The following is a 17648-nucleotide window of genomic DNA, read 5'->3' as shown; positions in this document are numbered from 1 at the left end:
ACCACCATGCCGCTAACAACTAATTCATTAGTTACCGCTCGCACTAACGCCCGCCGCTTCGCACTTCCGGGTAGCCTGGCTGCCGTGGCCGTACTCGGCTCCGCCATGTTCCTGCACGGGACCGGCGTGCATGCCAACGCGATCTCCGCGTCGGCTCTGGACGATCAGAGCGTCTCGTCGCTGGCCGCGCTAGACCATGACATGGAGACGCTCGCAGCCCGCGTCACACCCGCCGTCGTCAACGTCGCCGTCACCAGCCGAGGCTCGGACGATGACGAAGACGGGCAGACCGCACAGCGCGGCATCGACCCGTCGGATCTGCCACCGCAACTCCGTCAGTTCTTCGGCGGCGGCGGTGGCCTCGGTCGCGGTGCCATGCCCCAGCAGCAGCAACTGCGCCACGGCGTAGGTTCCGGCGTCATCATCTCGCCGGACGGCTACATCGTGACCAACAACCACGTCGTGCAGGGCGCCACCCAGATCAAGGTCACACTGCATGACCGCCGCGTGCTCACCGGCAAGGTCATCGGCACCGACAAGCTCACGGACATCGCCGTCGTGAAGGTCGATGCGCATGATCTGCCCGCTATCTCCTGGGGCGACTCCAGCAAGCTGCAGCCCGGCCAGACCGTGCTAGCCTTCGGCAGCCCCTTCGGCGTCCTGCAGTTCAGCGTCACACGCGGCATCGTCAGCGCGGTAAACCGCGCCGCACCCTTCTCCAGCGATGCGCGCACACCCGGTGGCCTCATCCAGACCGACGCAGCCGTGAACCCCGGCAACAGCGGTGGTCCTCTCGTCAACGCTCACGGCGAACTCGTCGGCATCAATCAGATGATCGCCACCAACAGTGGCAGCTTCGCCGGTGCCAGCTTCGCGATCCCGGCCGCCACTGCCAAGGCCATCGCTGACCAGATCATCAAGACCGGCAGCGTGCACCACGGCTACCTCGGCATTGCCATGAATGACGTGACGCCGCAGAATGCCCAGTTCTTCAATCTCGACCAGGCGCTCGGTGCGATCGTCTCGCAGGTCACGCCTGGCTCGCCGGCCAGCAACGCCGGACTCAAGAATGGCGACGTAATCACCAGCGTCAACGGCAAGCCGATTGAAAACGGTGGCGCGCTCCAGGTGCAGGTGGCACAGCTCACGCCGGGCACAAAGATCGACCTGGGCGTCCTCCGCAACGGATCGCGCCAGAACATCAACGTCGCACTGGGTGAGTACAAGAAGGACGGCGAGGTCGCAGCCAACGATGGCGACAACGGCGGCCAGTCCAACGGCGGTAAGCTCGGCTTGGCCATGAGCGATCTGACACCGGAGGTCCGGCAGCAGATGAACATCCCGGCCAGCGTCAATGGTGCAGCCATCGCTCAGGTGCGTCCCGGCAGCCCGGCAGAAGATGCGGGCCTTCAGCCCGGCGACGTCATCATGGAGGTGAATCGCAAGCCCGTCGCCTCTGCCGATCAGCTCGCCAGCAACATCAAGACCGTGCCGAACGGCAAGGAAATGCTGCTGCTGGTCTGGTCTAATGGCGGCGCAAGCTACCGCGTGGTCACGCCGAACCAGGGCTAAGCCGGAACTTCAGTAAACCGCACCAAACGTCAACAGCCCCTGCGCTCCCGCAGGGGCTGTTCCCTTTGCGGCGAGCGATAGCCGCCCGTCGCCTTTGCCACGGCGGTATCCTGTCCTTATGGCAACGCTTTCGATTCGTGATCTCGATCTGCATGGCAAGCGCGTGTTTATCCGCGTCGACTTCAACGTTCCGCTCTCCAAGGACGGCGGCGAAATCCTGGACGACACCCGCATCCGCGAGACACTGCCGACCATCGAGTACGCCCTCCGCGCTAAGGCGAAGGTGATCCTCGCAGCACATCTCGGCCGCCCCAAAGGCGAGCGAGTCGAGAGCATGAGCCTCCGTCCCGTCGTCGATCGTCTGCGCCAGTTGCTCGACGCCGACCTCGGCGCCTCGCGCAACGTCGCCTTCTCCCCCGATTGCGTCGGTGAGATCGCTGAAGAACTCGTCGACAAGCTCGAGCACGGCCAGGCCCTGCTGCTGGAAAACCTGCGCTTCCACAAGGAAGAAGAGAAGAACGACCCCGCCTTCGCCGAAAAGCTGTCGAAGCTCGCCGACGTCTACGTGAACGACGCCTTCGGCGCGGCCCACCGCGCACACGCCTCCACCGAAGGCATCACGCACTTCGTGAAGCAGAGTGCCAGCGGCCTGCTGATGGATAAGGAACTGAACTATCTTGGCAAGGCGCTCACCACTCCCGACAAGCCCTTCGTCGCCATCATCGGCGGCGCCAAGGTCTCCGACAAGATCGACGTCATCGACAACCTGCTCAACCAGGTGGACGCCATCATCGTTGGTGGCGGCATGGCTTACACCTTCCTGAACGCTCAGGGTCAGAAGACCGGCAAGAGCCTGCTGGAAGCCGACAAGATCGACATCGCCGCAGCTGCGCTGAAAAAGGCCGAGGCGAAGGGCGTGCGCTTCCTTCTGCCCGTCGACCACATCCTCGCGGACAAGTTCGCACCCGACGCGACGACCAGCACCTTCGACGGCACAGGCGACTTCCCTGCAGACCTCATGGCACTCGATATCGGACCCAAGTCCGTCGAGCTCTTCGTCAAGGAGATCAAGGACGCTCGAACCATCGTCTGGAACGGTCCCATGGGCGTCTTCGAGATGCCTGCCTTCGCCAAGGGCACCATGGCCGTCGCGCACGCCGTTGCAGACAATGAATTCGCTACCAGCATCATCGGCGGCGGTGATAGCGTCAGCGCAGCCGTAATGGCCGGCGTCACCGATAAGATCACGCACATCAGCACCGGCGGCGGAGCTTCGCTTGAGTTCCTCGAAGGCAAGACCCTGCCCGGCGTCGCAGCTCTGACGCAAAAATAATCGTTCATTGCGCGGCGCGGCACAACAGGGATTGCCCTGGTGCCGCCGCGTCGCATAAGCTGCCGCATTGAGAGAGGTTAGGAACAGACGGATGCGTAAGAAAATCATTGCGGCAAACTGGAAGATGTACAAGACTCCGATGGAGTCGCTTGAGTTCCTGAACGCCTTTCTCCCGAAAGTGCACGACCACGAGAAGGCCGAGATCGTAATCTTTCCCACGGCGACCTCACTCTCGACCGTCATCGATCGCGTGCGCGGCACGCACGTCCGCGCCGGCGCGCAGACCATGCATTGGCTGAACGAGGGCCCCTACACCGGTCAGACATCGCCCACCATGCTCACCAGCATCGGCGCAACACACGTTTTGCTCGGTCACTCCGAACGCCGTCTCTATGCCAATGAAAGCTACGAGCAGGTCAGCCTCAAACTGAAGGCCGCCATCGCGCACGCCCTCACGCCTGTCTTATGCCTGGGCGAGATGCTGGCGGACCGCCAGGGCGGCTTCACCAAGGACACGCTGATGGCACAGATGGGCGCCGCGCTCTCCAACCTGCCCGCCTCCAGCGCCGGCACGCTGGTCGTCGCGTATGAGCCAGTCTGGGCCATTGGCACCGGATCCACCGCCAGCCCCGAAGTCGCCAACGAAGTGCACGCCATCATTCGGAGCGAACTCGCACGTGTCTTCAACTATGAGATCGCAGAGAACACGCGCATCCTCTACGGCGGTTCGGTAAAGCCCGAGAACAGTGCCTCACTTCTCTCGCAGTCGGACATCGACGGCCTCCTGATCGGTGGAGCCAGTCTGGATCCGAAGTCGTTGGCGAAGATCGTTCACACGCATATTTGAGGTCCAACTTTTGAAACCAAAAAGCCCCGCCAGAAGGCGGGGCTTTTACTTTGGCGTTAGCCGAGAGACTTACCGCCTACCGGCGATAGCCACGGTGATGGTAGGGGCGGTGGTGACGGTAGGGGCGGTGATGGCGGCGACGCGGCTGCGCGTCAGCCGAGGTCGGCAGAAATGCGCTTCCCGCGACAAACAACGTGACCATCAAAAGCAGGCTGCTGGCAAACTTTTTCAATGAAAACTCCCAAGGGTGAAGAAACCCGTTTCTAGTCTGACGCAGAGCAATCCCACGGCGTTGTGCAAAGCTACGCTTGGACTCTGCCTTGGTTCCCTGCCTTGATTAGTGAACCGCACCAGCCTGATCGAAAGGCCAATAAACAAAGCTTGCCTTGCCATAGATGAGACCGCGATCCACCGTTCCAAAGTCGCGGCTGTCGCTTGAGATCGAGCGATGGTCGCCCATCACGAAGTACTCGCCTTCCGGCACAAGCATCTCCGGTTGCGAGCGCTCATCCGCATAACGGGCGGGCACATAAGGCTCAGCAAGCTTCATATCGTTCACGTACACGCGACCATGGTCGATACGCAGTCGATCGCCAGGCAGCGCAATAACACGTTTGATGTAGCTCTTCGTAATATCGCGAGGATAGTGGAAGACCACGACATCGCTGTGGTGCACTGTGCCCACGCGATAAGCAAGCTTGTTGATGAACAGACGATCCTGGTCCTGCAGCATGGGCACCATACTGGTACCTTCCACGCGCACAGGCTGATACAGGAAGAGGATGATGAAGACCGAAACAGCGATCGAGGCCAACACATCTCGCAGCCAGCCAAGCGATCCTTGCGGACGCCCTGGCAACGCAGAAGGTGCCGAGGCGGCGTGTGCCGTCGAAGAATTTTCCGAATCTATTGGCTGGTGATCGTTCACGACTCTGCTCTCAACTCTAATGTAAGACGATGAAAACACGACAACGGATCATATGTCGGCCACCGGCCAGACAGTCATTGGGGTTCTTCCGGGTATCTCGGAGGAAAGTCCGTGCATCGTAGTGCCGTTGGACTAGAATTGCCGATGGCGAAGGACGGAGATCCATGCCTGCAACTTTGATGGAAGAACAAACACAAAAACCGACTCCACGTACCCCGGAGAACATCCGCGCCCTGGCCACGGAGCGGCAGAACGAAGCCTCCGAGGGCCTCGATACCAAGTCAGCTCTCGAGATCGCACGCATCATCAACGCGGAAGACGCGAAGGTGAGTGCAGCCGTCAAAAAGGCGCTGCCGGAGATTGCGCAGGTCATCGACGTAGTAGCCCGCTGTCTACGCGACGGCGGACGCCTCATCTACGTCGGGGCAGGTTCCTCCGGTCGCATCGCATCACTGGATGCCGCCGAGTGCCCCGCGACCTTCTCAACACAGCCGGCCCAAGTGCAGTACATCATGTGTGGCGGCCCCAAAGCCCTCGCCAGCGCAGCCGATGTGAACGAAGACTCGCCCGACATGGGACAGCGCGACATCGCCAAGCGCCGCCCAACACGGAAGGACATCGTCATCGGTATCTCGGCCTCAGGCCGCACACCCTACGTCGTTGGTGCCGTGGAGTATGCGCGTGTTCGCGGAGCCCAGACTGCAGCGATCGTCTGCAATCAGAGCACACGCCTGGCAGACGCGGCAGACATCACCATCGTCGCCGAGGTCGGTCCTGAAGTCATCAGCGGCTCCACACGCCTCAAGGCATCTAGCGCGCAGAAGATGATCACCAACATGATCACCACGGGCGCCATGACCCGGCTGGGCTACGTCTACGACAACCTCATGGTCAACGTGCACATGAAGAACGAAAAGCTGGTGGAGCGTGGCATCAACGTGCTGCAGCGCGTCACTGGTGTCGATCGGGAACACGCCATCCGTACCATCAAGTCCGCAGGCAAGTCGATTCCCATCGCCGTCGTCATGCTGAAGGCAAACGTCGATAAGATGGAAGCCGTACGCCGCCTCCAAAAGTCCGACGGCAACGTGAGACGCGCCATCGAGAACACCTCGCTGGAACTCTAGTCGGACACGGCAACAAACAAAAGAGGCAGGGCTCAGGCCCTGCCTCTCTCTTTGCAGCAAAAAGAAAACTTACGACTTAGCTCGAATCTCAGCCGAAGGAATCTCCCCGGCCACCGCATCCGGAAAGAACATCCAGAAGCAGGTTCCGCTACCCTCACCCTGACGGCTCCGTACACGCACACTACCGCCGTGCTTACGGATAATCTCTTCGCTCACCCAAAGCCCAAGCCCGGTTCCGGTCGCCTGCTTGGTCGTAAAGAACGCCTCAAAGATCTTCGCTTTGGTCTGCGGCGACATGCCGGTACCCGTGTCCGACACGGCAACGCGAATCCCCTGACCCCACGTGCCGTTCTGTAGTCGTCCGCTGCCGCGCCGGGCGCGCAGCGACAGCGTGCCGCCCCCCTGCATCGCGTCCGCCGCATTGACGATCAGGTTGGCCAGCACCTGCCGCATCTCACCGCCAAAGCAGAACAGCTCCGTGCCACCGCGGAACTCCTTCACCACCTTGATTCGCGCAGCCGTCAACCTCGGCTGATACAGCTTCACGATCGAGCTCATCACCTCGGCCAGGTCCGTGCGACTCCGCGACGCAGACTGCCGATAGAACCGCAGCGTCTGTTGCGTAATCTCCGCAACACGAGCCAACTCGCCCTGCGCCGTCTCGATAAACAACAGCGCCTGCTCATCCATCGGCTCGTGGTGCCGCAGGATGTACAGCAGGTTCGTCACAGCCTCCAGCGGATTGTTGATCTCGTGCGACACGCTCGCGGCCAGCCGACCAGCCGCGGCCAGCTTCTCCGTCTTACGCAACGTCTCTTCCGCAGCCAGCCGGTCCGTGATCTCAGAGACGATCACGCCCACCCAACGCACGACGTTCGCCTGCATGCAAACCGGGTAAAAGTTCATCAGCCACGTTCGACGAGGCATGCCGTCGCTCGTTGGCTCTGCGGCAATCTCAACATCGCGTTTGGCCTTACCACTCTGGAAGACCTCCGCAATGCAGCCCTCCAAACGCTGCCCAAACTCCCCCGCGAAAACTTGATTCACCAGGGATCCGACGTGCGCGGAAGGCTGCTCTCCAGACATCTCCGCAAAGAAGCCATTCAATCGCACGAACCGAAAATCGCCGTCGAAGAACGCAAACCCAATCGGCGCATTGCCCAGCATGGAATCGAGCAGCGCCAGCGTCTCCAGCAAACCGCTGCGTTGCGCCTCCAGCTCCCGCACCATGGTGTTGAAGTTCACGGTCAATAGCCCCGCCTCATTGGCCGTGGTTACGGGCAGCGGAAACACACTCTCAGTCCCGGAGTTGTGGACGATGCTCTGCGTTGCATCGCTTAACCGTCGCAACGGCCGGGTCATCGCCCGCGTCATCAGGAAGATCGGCAGCAAGTTCGCCAGCAATGCGAATGCACCGTAACTGAACGCGATGCGCGCCACGGTGTTCGCCGTGTTGTAAGCACTGGAGGGATTCGGTTCCAGCCACAGCAGCGCAACCGGCTTGCCGTTCTGAAGCACCGGCGTCACTGCCTCAGGCTGGCCATTCCGGATTTTGAAGATCTGCTGCTTCGTAGCCGTTGGCAGTACCTTCAGCTCCTCTGCATCCAGGCCGCGATTCCGGCCGGCATCGCTCACCGCCAGCGTCTTGCCTTCAAGATCTGTCAGCCGCGTCGCCTGGATGGTCGTCGCAATCTCCGCAAGTTCCAGCACATCCTGCAATGCGGAGTTATCGCCGCGAGCCATCTGACGGGCACTCGCAACCGACAACCGGTTAAGCTGATCCGCAATGCGCGCCGTAGTCCGTTTTTGCGCCAGATCCCGTTGCGCACTCACCACCCAGGTGATGAAAACGCCCAGCATCAACGTCTGGACCAGGACCGTGCCCAGAACCAGTTGCGCAAAAAACGTCCTGGGCCAAAGGCGTCGCAAGGTTGTTGCCATTATGCCGTGCGATACAGACAGGACGCCACCTGGTTGCATGGCCCGGCCACGAATGACGTCGCCGGGTACCACCCTTGCAACCGCAGATCGTTATATTCCAAACGGCTGCGTGAGGGATGGGCTCTGCGGAGTGAACAACTCGCCACCACTCGCCGTGACGACCATGTCATCCTCCAGCCGAACGCCGAACTCACCCTTCAGATAGATACCCGGCTCGTCCGAGAACGTCATGTTCGATTGCAGTACGGTCTTGTTACCGCGCACCAGATACGTCCACTCATGCCCATCCATACCGATGCCATGGCCCAGCCGGTGTGTGAAGGTCTTGTAATCCGGCCCAAAGCCCGCCTTCGTGATGACGTCACGCGCTGCAATGTCGACCATCTGCGCCTCGTTGCCGGCCTTCGCAGCGGCAGCTGCAGCGGCCTGCGCGGCATGCACCACGTCGAACACCTTCAGCATCTTGTCCGTCGGCTTGCCATACACCCACGTGCGCGAGATATCCGCGGGATAGCCCTCCACCGTGCACCCATCGTCGATCAGCACGATGTCGTTTTCCTTGATCACCTGCGGCTTGATCGAGCCATGCGGCAGTGCGCTGTAGATGCCCGTCTCGCAGCTCGAGTACCCCGGAAAGCCCGACTGGATGTAGGCAACACCCATCAGGTTGCTGAACTGCTCCGTCGTCATACCGGGATGCCCGGCCTTCCACGCAGCCTCGTACACCTTCAGCGTCACCTGGTTCGCCAGCCGCATCAGTTCCAGCTCATGCGCGCTCTTGATCATGCGGCAACCTGCGGTCACCGGCGTTGCATTCACCACTTCCATGCCCGGGCAGGCCTTCGCGATCTCGTTCGCATAGACGTACGGCGTCTTCTCCTCGATGCCCAGCTTGCCGGTGCGCAATCCCAGGTCCGCCAGGCCCTTGTTCACCAGCGCATACGGACTCTCGTCTTCCTTCCACGTGTAGATGCGTGTGTTCTCGCCACCAGGCGTCGTCGTCAGCCGCTCGCGCATACGCTCTTCTTCGAAGTACGGGCAGACAATAAACGCATCGCCCTTCGCTGGGATGATGTAAGCAAACATGCGCTCACTGTTCCCGGTCCGAATGCCGGTGAAGTACACCAGCGACGTGCTGCCCACCATCAACAGGCCGGCCATGCCCTGCTGCGCCAGCAGCTCCTTCGCACGAGCGACGCGCATCGCCCGCTCCTCGTTCGTGATGGGCTTCGCCTCTGACTTGCGGTTCTTCAGTGCAGCGATCGACGGTGGCAACGTACCGGTAAAGGTCGACGGCGCCTCCGGACGTTGACCGTAGAGCATCCCCGGTGCTGCTGCTGCGACCAGTGCTGTGCTGCCAAGAAATCTCCGTCGATTCATCGCAATCTCCACCGTGCACACGCTTGGACAAACAAGAACAGCGCTCGCACTCATCCTCAATTTTGGTTATGCCATTCAAGGTAACGCATTGCGACGCGCGAAAAGAACCCCTCGCCACAAAAGAGATTTCGAAATCACAGATCAGCAGAGTCGTTGTCTACGAGCGCGCCATGACGCTCACCGCCGGAAACACCTTGCGGAACGCCGACCGTACACTCGCTCGCCACCACAGCTTCTTCTCTTCACTGATCTTCGACAGCAGCACGCAACAACCCAGCACACCGGCCAAGACCATCGCCTGCTGTGGCCGCGACGAGCGGTTGTAATGCAACGTCACGTAAGCCAGAACCAACAGCGGGAAATGGAAAAGATAAAGCGAGAAGGTATGCCCGGCGCACCATCGAATCGGTCGTTCCAGCGGCACCAGGACGCGCTCGCTCCATTCATCCAGCGCCGCGACTCCCAGGATCAACAACGACGTGACCGCTCCCCAGTAATAGAACACCGGCTGTGCCACTGCTCGCCCCTTCCCCCGGATCAGAAACGTCATCAGGGGACCATGGGAATTTCCGGACCACGACAAAAACATCGGCCAGCAAACGCATCCAGCAAGAACTCCCACCAGGCAGGTAATACCCAGCACAAAGCGCCAGCGCGAAGACGGCAGGCCTAGAGTGATTTTGTGAACGATCACCCCAGCCAGCCACACCGGCAACAGACGCAGGATCCCGCCGCTGTACAAGGCAGCACCCAGTGCAAGCAGAACGATGCGTCGCGTACCGCGGCAGAAGAGAAACACTCCAAAGAGAACGTAATAGCCCGCTTCATAGCTCAAGGACCAGATAGGGCTGTTCATCGCCGGATAGCCTTCGTGATCGTGAATGCTGTTCAGGAACGATAGGGAAAGGCCGGTCTGTGCAAGAAAACGCAGGATCGGATATCCGCGCAAAAAGGGCAGGTTCGTTGATGCTTGGGTCCATTGGCCCACGTACTCCGGATCAAGCCGGTAGCCAACGTACAGCACAATCCCGCTCACGACGATCGCAGGCACCAGCACCGAGTACAGCCGGGAGATACGCGCAACAGCGTAGTCGATCGCATGCTTCTCCTTCGTTCTGGTTACGAAGCTGATCACGAAACCCGACAGCACGAAGAACACCGCAACAGCGCAGCTCGCTACGGACACCAGATCGGGCCAACCCTGCGAGAAATACGGTTCGGTAAAGTGGCCCACAACGACCACGACAGCCGCCACGAACCGTAGAAGATCAAGGAAAATAGACATGTTCCGGCTCAGGGTCAGATCCTCTCAGGACAGCGCAGTTTGGTAAGGGACGAGACGCAGTCTACGGGAGCAGAATCGCTCTCACCGCCGTCTATAAGTCATTCGCCTGACCTTCTCCGCCAGACTTCATCTCGTCGCCTGCCACGCGGACGCAGCCTTCTTCAGCCACGGAGAAAAAGTTGCGCGCAACCATCCCTGGACACCGTGTCTATGAATGCAGTACGGCCTACCGCCGCAAGGAGCTAGAAGATGAAACGCACACTGTCCCTCGCCGCCCTCGTTCTCGCTGTCAGCACCCTCTCCGTCACGGCCGCTCCTGCTTTTGCGCAGCAGGCCAACGAAGCCACCATGGCGCAGCACCAAGGCAAACACGACCCGCATAAGACCGCCATGAAGATGGGCCGCAAGCTTGGCCTGTCGCAGGATCAGACCGCGAAACTGGAGCCGATCCTCGCGGAGCGTCGTAACAAGATGGAAGCACTCAGCGCCGACACCTCGCTCACCGAAGCGCAGCGCAAGCAGCAGCGCCGCACCATCGCCCAAAGCACGCGCATGCAGATGGGCAACGTACTCACACCCGATCAGATGAAGCAGTTGAAAGAGATGCACCGCGAGAAGGCCCGCGAAAAGGCCGGCACCCCGGCCGTCTAAGCAACGGTCACTCCACACCGAAAGCCGGAACGGATCAGCCGCTGAGGTAAGCTTCCGAATCCTGTCCCCAAAAAGCAGGAAGCTGACCTCGGCGGCTCTGGCCCTCGTCTTGGAGCCCCGCAGCACTACGGAAGCCCGCACCCTGCACTTTCAAGCAGTTATGACAAGCCGGCGTATGGCAAAAGTCGCAACATCACGGGTTGTCCCGCAATCTGTGCGAAAAGTACCTCCCCCGGCACCTACCTTCCTCGTAACTCTTTCGTAAACTCACAGGATGGATAAGTTTGTCGTCCGCGGCGGGAATCCCCTGCTCGGCACCATCAAGGTCTCTGGCGCAAAGAACTCGGCACTTCCCTGCATGGCTGCGGCCATCCTCACTGCAGACGAGGTTGTGCTCGAAAACATCCCCCAGGTCCGCGACATCGAGACCGAGCGCAAACTGCTGGAAGCCATGGGCGCGCAGGTCGAGCTGGGCTACGGCCGCGCACAACATCGCACCACCATTCAGTGCGCCGTGCTCAGCGACCCTCAGGCCAAGTACGAGATCGTCAAGACCATGCGTGCGTCCTCGCTGGTGCTTGGACCGCTCGTCGCCCGGACCGGCATGGCACGTGTCGCACTTCCCGGCGGCTGCACCATCGGCGATCGCCCCATTGACCTGCACCTGAAGGGTCTGGAGGCGATGGGCGCCAGGATCACGCAGGAATACGGCTACGTCGAAGCGCGCACGGAACGCCTCAAGGGCGCTCATATCGTCTTCGACAAGATCACCGTCACCGGCACCGAAGACCTCCTGATGGCCGCAACACTCGCCGAGGGTGAGACCGTCATGGAGAACTGCGCGCAGGAGCCGGAAGTCACCGACCTGGCAGCCATGCTCATCGGCATGGGTGCAAAGATCGAAGGCGCTGGCACCTCCACCATCCGCGTGCAGGGCGTCGATAAGCTCCACGGCGTACGGCACCGCATCAACCCCGACCGCATTGAGGCCGGCACCTTCCTCATCGCCGGCGCTATCTCCGGCGGCGACCTCAACGTCGACTGCTGCAACCCCGCTCACCTGGCTGCTGTCATCAGCAAGCTGGAAGAGTGCGGCGTGCGCATGGACGTGGGCAAGGACAACATCCGCGTCCGCAGCGAAGGCCGTGGATCGCTCAAGGCCGCAGACATCTCCACCGTCGAGTACCCGGGCTTCCCAACCGACATGCAGGCGCAGTACATGGCCCTGGCAACGCAGGCGGAGGGCACCTCCAGCGTGACGGAGAACATCTTCGAAAATCGCTTCATGCACGTCAGCGAACTGGTGCGCATGGGCGCAGACATCAAGGTTCATGGCCGCACGGCCACCATCACCGGCCGCACACCGCTGCAGGCCGCTGCCGTCATGTGCAGCGACCTGCGCGCATCCGCATCGCTCGTACTGGCAGCGCTCGTCGCTGACGGCGAAACGATCCTCGACCGTGTCTACCACATCGACCGTGGCTACGAGCACATTGAAGAGAAGCTGCGCGGCGTCGGTGCACAGATCCGGCGCATGGGCGAAGTCTTCGGCAAGCGTTAAAGACGATCCGCGGATGCTGACCTCGGTTCCCACCGGGGCAGCTCCGCGTGTCGCGGCATCCCGACAAGCGTTTTACGAGCGAACCGCGGCTCAACGCAGTCACCGTAAGGATCATCGCGGTAAAAGTGGTTGGCCATTGCGCACAGGCAGGGCAACAAAAGCATCACGGCAAACAGAAACAGGGCCGGAAGAAGATCCATCTTCACTCCAATCGAACGTCTAGCCCTTTATCGGCGAATCGCCTTTACCTCTTGAGTCCCGCCGAGCGACATCACACCGCACGACTCCTGCTCCGGCCCCACGCAAAATAACTTCGGCCATACAAAGCCCACCGCCACCTGGGCGATGAACTCACGCATGTCGCGTCTCCGCGCGCCGGGAACGCGAGCCGGAAGATTTAACATCACCTCATCCCCCTGTGACCTGCCGGAGACTTCACCCGATGCGCCGAACCGCCGCCGCCCTGCTCGTATCTCTTGCCCTCACACTGACCGCCTCCGCTCAGATTCCCCTGCTGAGCGAACGCAAGGACTGGAGCGCACCCGCCGCCGACTGGTGGTCCCACGTGCAATACCTGGCCGACGACAAGCTCCAGGGACGCCGCACCGGCACCCCCGGCTATGACGCCGCCGTCGCCTACGTTGAAAACCAGTTCAAGAGCATCGGCCTCAAGCCCGCAGGCACCGACGGCTACAAACAGCCCATCGACTTCCAGCCCATGATCCTCGACATGGAAAAGTCCAGCGTGGTCCTGAAGCATGAGGGCGCATCCACGCCGCTGAATCTGGGTACAGACATCTCGCTCTCCCCGCTCATGAAGTCCGCGGCAGTAGACGCTCCCCTCGCCTTCATCGGCTACGGCCTGCGCATCCCCGCCAAGCACGTGAATAGCTACACCGACGCCGAAGTGAAGGGCAAGATCGTCGTCTTCTACAACTACGCACCCGAAAACCTCCTCGGTCCGCAGCGAGCCTACGGCCGCGGCAACGACCAGCGCTGGAAGGCACTGAAGGCAGCCGGTGCCGTCGGCATGATCTACGTCGCAGCGCCGCGCCCCGCAGCCGCAGATGCCCCGCCCACACACGGCCCGGCACCTGCCCCCTCCGCCCTCTACTTCGCCGATCCATCGCTCGACAGCCTGCCTGGCGTAAAGCTCATCGCCACACTCTCGGAAGCAGGAGCCGCCAAGCTCTTCGCCGGCACCGGCCACACACCCGCTGAACTCACAGCCCTCGCAAAGGCCGGCCAACCCCTGCCCAGCATCGCGCTCACGGCGACGCTCTCCGCAGTCACCACCTCCATCGCCGGCACGCCCTTCCGCGCATCCAATGTCGTCGGCATGGTCGAAGGTTCCGACTCAAAGCTAAAGAAGGAATACGTCGTCGTCAGCGCACACCTCGACCACCTCGGCGTCCGCGGCGAAGGCGCCGGCGACCACCTCTACAACGGCGCCATGGACAACGCCTCCGGCTCGGCGTCCGTCATCGAATGCGCCAGGATCCTCATGGCGCAGAAGACCAAACCCAAGCGGTCGATCCTCTTCATCACCCTCGCCGGCGAAGAACTCGGCGAACTCGGCTCCTCCTACTTCGCACGCAAACCAACCGTGCCCAGACAGGACATCGTCGCCGACCTCAACATGGACATGTACCTCCCCCTCTTCCCCCTCCGCTACATCGAGGTCCAGGGCATGGGCGAAAGCACCCTCGGCAACGACGCCCGCGCCGCCTTCCAGAGCAACGACATCGAAGTCCAGTTCGACAAACAGCCCGACGAGAACCGCTTCGTCCGCTCCGACCAGGTGAACTTCGTCAAGCAGGGCATCCCCGCACTCGCCTTCAAGTTCGGCTGGACCCCCGACTCACCTGAGATGAAGACCTTCAACGAGTGGGTCAAGACCCGCTACCACAAGCCCAGCGACGACCTGAACCAGCCAATCGACAAGGCCGCCGCAGCCCAGTTCACCGTAGTCCTAGCACAGCTCACCACACGCGTCGCCAACGGCCCACGCCCTGAGTGGTACCCCGAGAGCTCCTTCGCACTCAACGCAACCCGGTAAAGGCAGCCTTTCGCTCGATTAACGCCAGTCGCCACCCGGCGGCTGGCGTAATCTTTTCTTGAGGAGGCAAGCTGATGGCAACCACACCCGCGTTAATGACGATGGAGCAGTACCTTCACACTTCCTTCCACCCTGACGTGGATTTCGTCGACGGCGATCTCCAGAAGCGGAACTTGGGCGAATTCGACCACGGTCATCTGCAAGGTCTCTTGTTTGCGTGGTTCCTTCAGCGCATGAGTTCAACACGCTTGATCCCGGTCGTCGAACAGCGAATCCGCGTATCCGATCGCAATGTCAGAATCTGTGACGTTGCAGTGGTATCGGCTGACGCTCCTCGCGAACAGGTCACCATGAGCGCGCCGGTCATCTGTATCGAAATCCTCTCCCCAGAGGACCGCATCGCGCGCGCAGAAACCGTCCTGGCGGACTACCGCAGCATGGGTGTCCCGAACATCTGGCTGATCGACCCGTTTCGGCGGGCTGCATACTTCTTCGACGGCAGTGGTCTTCACCACGCCTTGGACAACACTCTGCGCATTGCAGAAACAGAACTCGCTTTGGAGATGGATAACCTCTTCTCGGCCCTGGACGATACGAAACGATGAGCGAAGAAACACTCGACTACGAACTCCCCGTCACACCTGCCGCCATGCCCGGCCTCAAGGTCGCAATCCTCGGCGCAGGCAAGATGGGCGGCATCCTTCTGCAGGCCTTCCTCAAGAACAACCTGCTGCACCCGGAACAGATCACCGCCACCGTCGCGCACCCGGAGCGCGCACACGCGCTCTCCGCTCAGTTCAGCGTTGAGGTCTCCACCGACAACGTCGAAGCCGCCCGCGAAGCCGATGTCATCCTCCTCGGCGTCAAGCCCATGCAGGTGCCCGGCCTCGTCGAACTCATTCGGCCCGTCCTCACGCCGTCTAAGCTGCTGCTCTCCTTTGCCGCCTCGGTCAAGACAGCCTCCATCGAAGACGCAGCAGGCATAGACCTCGGCGTCATCCGCGCCATGCCCAACACACCGGCCATGCTCGCCGCCGGCATCACCGCGCTCTGCGCCGGTCGCTTCGTCACTGAGCAGCAGATGGCCATCGCCCAGCGCATCTTCGGCACCGTCGGCCGCACCGTCGTCGTCGATGAGAAGCACATGGACGCCGTCACCGGCCTCTCCGGCTCAGGTCCCGCCTTTATCTACATCATCATCGAGGCGCTCGCCGAAGCCGGTGTCAACGTCGGCCTGCCGCGTGACATTGCAACAATGCTCGCAGCACAGACCACCTACGGCTCCGCGCGTATGGTCCTGGAAACCGGCTACCACCCCGCCCTGCTCAAGGATGCCGTCACCACGCCCGCCGGCTGCACCGTCGACGGCATCCTCGAACTCGAAGAGGGCGGCCTCCGCGTCACCCTGATCAAGGCCGTCAAGCGTGCCACCGCCCGCGCCAAGGAACTCGCAGCCGGTTAGGAAACCTATGGCCACGCACACCCTCACGCCCGCGCTCCACCAACCACGCAGCCTGCGCGGCGCGCGCGCGTGGGCGTGGGCTACCCTCGCCTTCTTCGTCATCGTCGTGCTTGAGGGCGCAGTCGTCCGCGCCACCTCATCGGGCGCAGGCTGCGGCGATCACTGGCCGCTCTGCAACGGCGAAGTCTTGCCCCACTTCCAACGCGTCGCCACAGTCATCGAGTTCCTGCACCGCTCGCTCACCGGCATCTGCACCGCCATGTTCGTCGGTCTCATCGCGTGGACCTTCTACGCCACGCCCAAACGGCATCCGGCTCGACTCGCATCCGTCGTCGCCGGAATTCTCCTGCTCCTTGAGGGCGCACTCGGCGCCGTCCTGGTCAAAGGCCACTACGTCGAGAAGAACATCTCAGACGCCCGGTCCGTCGTCCAGTCCATCCACTTCACCAACACCATGTTGCTGCTGGCCGCTGCCACCGTCGTCGCCGTTCTCCTCGGCCGTGGCATGCGTGCAGTCGGTGCAGCATCGCTGCGGAAGCCGACGATCGTGACGCTTGTCGCCACCATCGTTACCGGCGCCACAGGATCGGTAGCCGCACTCGCCGACACGCTCTTCCCGTCCGAATCGCTGCGTGCCGCGATCGCAGCCGACTTCGCCGTAAATTCACCCCTGCTCATCCGCATGCGCTGGATGCATCCAGCCGCGTCCGTCTTGGCGATCTGCGGTGCGCTCTGGCTCTCCGTCCTGCTCAAGCGCAACGGTTCAGTGAAAGCCGCAAACCTGCTAATCCTGAATCTTGTAATGCAGGTGCTCATTGGCGTGGCAGACGTAGTCACCCTGGCCCCGACGTGGATCCAGGTCCTGCACCTGCTCGGTGCCGATCTGTTCTGGATCACGCTCTCCGCCCTCGCCGTGCCGGTACTCTTCCCGCGCGCCATGGATCGCATCGCAGAAATCTAAGCGCCGCCAAACGCAGAAAGAGGGACGCGGATATCCGCGTCCCTCTTCATTTGCAGCCTAGAGGTCTTACTTACCGTCAACCTTGTCAGCGGCCTTCTTCGTTCCCTCTGCAGTCTTGTGTGCCGCAACCTTGGTGCCGTGGGCAGTTGCCTTCGCGGCCTTCACGGTGCCTTCCTTCGTCTTGTCGTAACCCGTCTCGGCGACGTCAGCAGTCTTGTTCGCGGCGACCTTGGTGCCGTGTGCAGTCGCATGGGCTGCCTTCACGGTGCCTTCCTTGGTCTTGTCATAGCCCTTCTCAGTGCCCTTCGCGATCACGTGGCCCGTCTTCTTCGTGGCTTGCGCGGTATCGTGGCCCGCTTCCTTCATATCCTGCTTGGCGGTCTGCGCCACCAGGCTGCCTGCGGAAACCACAACTCCAAACACCACTGCTGCAAATCGGATCGCTCGCATGTCGTACTCCCTTTTCTGTGAGGAACTCTATCCTCAACATAGATTCTTGAACACGCAATCGAGTTGGACGTTGCGTCAATCAACGGGAATT

At 61.5% G+C, this 17648-nt stretch carries 17 protein-coding genes; 10 read left to right on the top strand and 7 right to left on the bottom strand.

Annotated features, from left to right (window positions below):
- The first annotated feature begins 6 nt into the window (after positions 1-6).
- From TERRO_RS06900 to tpiA, 3 genes are all read left to right on the top strand, one after another.
- Complete coding sequence (locus TERRO_RS06900; RefSeq protein WP_014785279.1) at positions 7-1572, top strand: trypsin-like peptidase domain-containing protein; 1566 nt, start codon at positions 7-9, stop codon at positions 1570-1572.
- A 118-nt stretch (positions 1573-1690) separates the two neighbouring features.
- Positions 1691-2905, top strand: coding sequence for a phosphoglycerate kinase (locus TERRO_RS06895; RefSeq protein ID WP_014785278.1), 1215 nt, complete (start codon positions 1691-1693; stop codon positions 2903-2905).
- Positions 2906-2996: 91 nt separating this feature from the next.
- Positions 2997-3752 carry a triose-phosphate isomerase gene (tpiA, locus tag TERRO_RS06890; protein WP_014785277.1) on the top strand — a complete coding sequence of 252 codons (756 nt, stop codon included), beginning with the start codon at positions 2997-2999 and terminating at the stop codon, positions 3750-3752.
- Positions 3753-3828: 76 nt separating this feature from the next.
- On the opposite strand, the gene TERRO_RS23400 is transcribed toward tpiA, so the two are convergent.
- The gene (locus TERRO_RS23400) at positions 3829-3984 is read right to left on the bottom strand and encodes a hypothetical protein (RefSeq protein ID WP_169315291.1); all 156 of its coding nucleotides are present in this window, start codon (positions 3982-3984) and stop codon (positions 3829-3831) included.
- Between the two features lie 105 nt (positions 3985-4089).
- Positions 4090-4680: a signal peptidase I gene (gene lepB, locus TERRO_RS06885; RefSeq protein WP_342612566.1), complete on the bottom strand. Its 591-nt coding sequence runs from the start codon at positions 4678-4680 to the stop codon at positions 4090-4092.
- A 164-nt stretch (positions 4681-4844) separates the two neighbouring features.
- Between lepB and murQ the strand changes: the two genes are divergently transcribed.
- Positions 4845-5807: an N-acetylmuramic acid 6-phosphate etherase gene (gene murQ / locus TERRO_RS06880; protein WP_014785275.1), complete on the top strand. Its 963-nt coding sequence runs from the start codon at positions 4845-4847 to the stop codon at positions 5805-5807.
- A 69-nt stretch (positions 5808-5876) separates the two neighbouring features.
- Here murQ and TERRO_RS21930 read toward each other — a convergent pair whose 3' ends face one another.
- The 3 genes from TERRO_RS21930 to TERRO_RS06865 form a co-directional block, all read right to left on the bottom strand.
- Positions 5877-7736: an ATP-binding protein gene (locus tag TERRO_RS21930; RefSeq protein WP_169315290.1), complete on the bottom strand. Its 1860-nt coding sequence runs from the start codon at positions 7734-7736 to the stop codon at positions 5877-5879.
- 102 nt (positions 7737-7838) lie between these two features.
- The gene (locus TERRO_RS06870; RefSeq protein WP_014785273.1) at positions 7839-9128 is read right to left on the bottom strand and encodes a M24 family metallopeptidase; all 1290 of its coding nucleotides are present in this window, start codon (positions 9126-9128) and stop codon (positions 7839-7841) included.
- A gap of 157 nt (positions 9129-9285) precedes the next feature.
- Complete coding sequence (locus TERRO_RS06865) at positions 9286-10413, bottom strand: acyltransferase family protein (protein ID WP_014785272.1); 1128 nt, start codon at positions 10411-10413, stop codon at positions 9286-9288.
- Between the two features lie 249 nt (positions 10414-10662).
- On the opposite strand from TERRO_RS06865, the gene TERRO_RS06860 reads away from it, so the two are divergent.
- Together TERRO_RS06860 and murA are read left to right on the top strand one after the other, a co-directional pair.
- On the top strand, positions 10663-11064 hold the full coding sequence (locus TERRO_RS06860; RefSeq protein WP_014785271.1) for a hypothetical protein: 402 nt from the start codon (positions 10663-10665) through the stop codon (positions 11062-11064).
- A 274-nt stretch (positions 11065-11338) separates the two neighbouring features.
- The gene (gene murA, locus TERRO_RS06855) at positions 11339-12625 is read left to right on the top strand and encodes a UDP-N-acetylglucosamine 1-carboxyvinyltransferase (RefSeq protein ID WP_014785270.1); all 1287 of its coding nucleotides are present in this window, start codon (positions 11339-11341) and stop codon (positions 12623-12625) included.
- Between the two features lie 227 nt (positions 12626-12852).
- Here murA and TERRO_RS23800 read toward each other — a convergent pair whose 3' ends face one another.
- On the bottom strand, positions 12853-12984 hold the full coding sequence (locus TERRO_RS23800; protein ID WP_014785269.1) for a hypothetical protein: 132 nt from the start codon (positions 12982-12984) through the stop codon (positions 12853-12855).
- An 83-nt stretch (positions 12985-13067) separates the two neighbouring features.
- Here TERRO_RS23800 and TERRO_RS06850 point away from each other — a divergent pair, with 83 nt between their 5' ends.
- The 4 genes from TERRO_RS06850 (at position 13068) to TERRO_RS06835 (ending at position 17107) form a co-directional block, all read left to right on the top strand.
- Entirely contained in the window at positions 13068-14684 is a 1617-nt protein-coding gene (locus tag TERRO_RS06850; RefSeq protein WP_014785268.1) for a M28 family peptidase, read from the top strand.
- Between the two features lie 74 nt (positions 14685-14758).
- The gene (locus tag TERRO_RS06845; RefSeq protein WP_014785267.1) at positions 14759-15289 is read left to right on the top strand and encodes a Uma2 family endonuclease; all 531 of its coding nucleotides are present in this window, start codon (positions 14759-14761) and stop codon (positions 15287-15289) included.
- Entirely contained in the window at positions 15286-16146 is an 861-nt protein-coding gene (proC, locus tag TERRO_RS06840; RefSeq protein WP_014785266.1) for a pyrroline-5-carboxylate reductase, read from the top strand. Before TERRO_RS06845 ends, proC begins: the two co-directional genes overlap by 4 nt.
- 7 nt (positions 16147-16153) lie before the next feature.
- Positions 16154-17107 (top strand): COX15/CtaA family protein, encoded by a 954-nt coding sequence (locus TERRO_RS06835; protein WP_014785265.1) that lies wholly within the window; start codon positions 16154-16156, stop codon positions 17105-17107.
- Positions 17108-17173: 66 nt separating this feature from the next.
- On the opposite strand, the gene TERRO_RS21925 is transcribed toward TERRO_RS06835, so the two are convergent.
- Positions 17174-17557, bottom strand: a complete 384-nt coding sequence (locus TERRO_RS21925) for a hypothetical protein (RefSeq protein WP_014785264.1) — start codon at positions 17555-17557, stop codon at positions 17174-17176.
- Positions 17558-17648: the final 91 nt, after the last annotated feature.

The organism is Terriglobus roseus DSM 18391 (assembly GCF_000265425.1).
GTDB classification, from domain to species: domain Bacteria; phylum Acidobacteriota; class Terriglobia; order Terriglobales; family Acidobacteriaceae; genus Terriglobus; species Terriglobus roseus.
Note: the sequence above shows the minus strand (reverse complement) of the source record. Positions and strands in the feature narration are given on the sequence as shown.

What these genes read in the sequence shown, in the direction of transcription:
- TERRO_RS06900 (WP_014785279.1), top strand. Translation starts at nt 7, where the DNA reads ATGCCGCTAACAACTAATTCATTAGTTACCGCTCGCACTAACGCCCGC.
- TERRO_RS06895 (WP_014785278.1), top strand. Translation starts at nt 1,691, where the DNA reads ATGGCAACGCTTTCGATTCGTGATCTCGATCTGCATGGCAAGCGCGTG.
- tpiA (WP_014785277.1), top strand. Translation starts at nt 2,997, where the DNA reads ATGCGTAAGAAAATCATTGCGGCAAACTGGAAGATGTACAAGACTCCG.
- murQ (WP_014785275.1), top strand. Translation starts at nt 4,845, where the DNA reads ATGCCTGCAACTTTGATGGAAGAACAAACACAAAAACCGACTCCACGT.
- TERRO_RS06870 (WP_014785273.1), bottom strand. Translation starts at nt 9,128, where the DNA reads ATGAATCGACGGAGATTTCTTGGCAGCACAGCACTGGTCGCAGCAGCA.
- TERRO_RS06865 (WP_014785272.1), bottom strand. Translation starts at nt 10,413, where the DNA reads ATGTCTATTTTCCTTGATCTTCTACGGTTCGTGGCGGCTGTCGTGGTC.
- TERRO_RS06860 (WP_014785271.1), top strand. Translation starts at nt 10,663, where the DNA reads ATGAAACGCACACTGTCCCTCGCCGCCCTCGTTCTCGCTGTCAGCACC.
- murA (WP_014785270.1), top strand. Translation starts at nt 11,339, where the DNA reads ATGGATAAGTTTGTCGTCCGCGGCGGGAATCCCCTGCTCGGCACCATC.
- TERRO_RS23800 (WP_014785269.1), bottom strand. Translation starts at nt 12,984, where the DNA reads ATGCGTGAGTTCATCGCCCAGGTGGCGGTGGGCTTTGTATGGCCGAAG.
- TERRO_RS06850 (WP_014785268.1), top strand. Translation starts at nt 13,068, where the DNA reads ATGCGCCGAACCGCCGCCGCCCTGCTCGTATCTCTTGCCCTCACACTG.
- TERRO_RS06845 (WP_014785267.1), top strand. Translation starts at nt 14,759, where the DNA reads ATGGCAACCACACCCGCGTTAATGACGATGGAGCAGTACCTTCACACT.
- proC (WP_014785266.1), top strand. Translation starts at nt 15,286, where the DNA reads ATGAGCGAAGAAACACTCGACTACGAACTCCCCGTCACACCTGCCGCC.
- TERRO_RS06835 (WP_014785265.1), top strand. Translation starts at nt 16,154, where the DNA reads ATGGCCACGCACACCCTCACGCCCGCGCTCCACCAACCACGCAGCCTG.
- TERRO_RS21925 (WP_014785264.1), bottom strand. Translation starts at nt 17,557, where the DNA reads ATGCGAGCGATCCGATTTGCAGCAGTGGTGTTTGGAGTTGTGGTTTCC.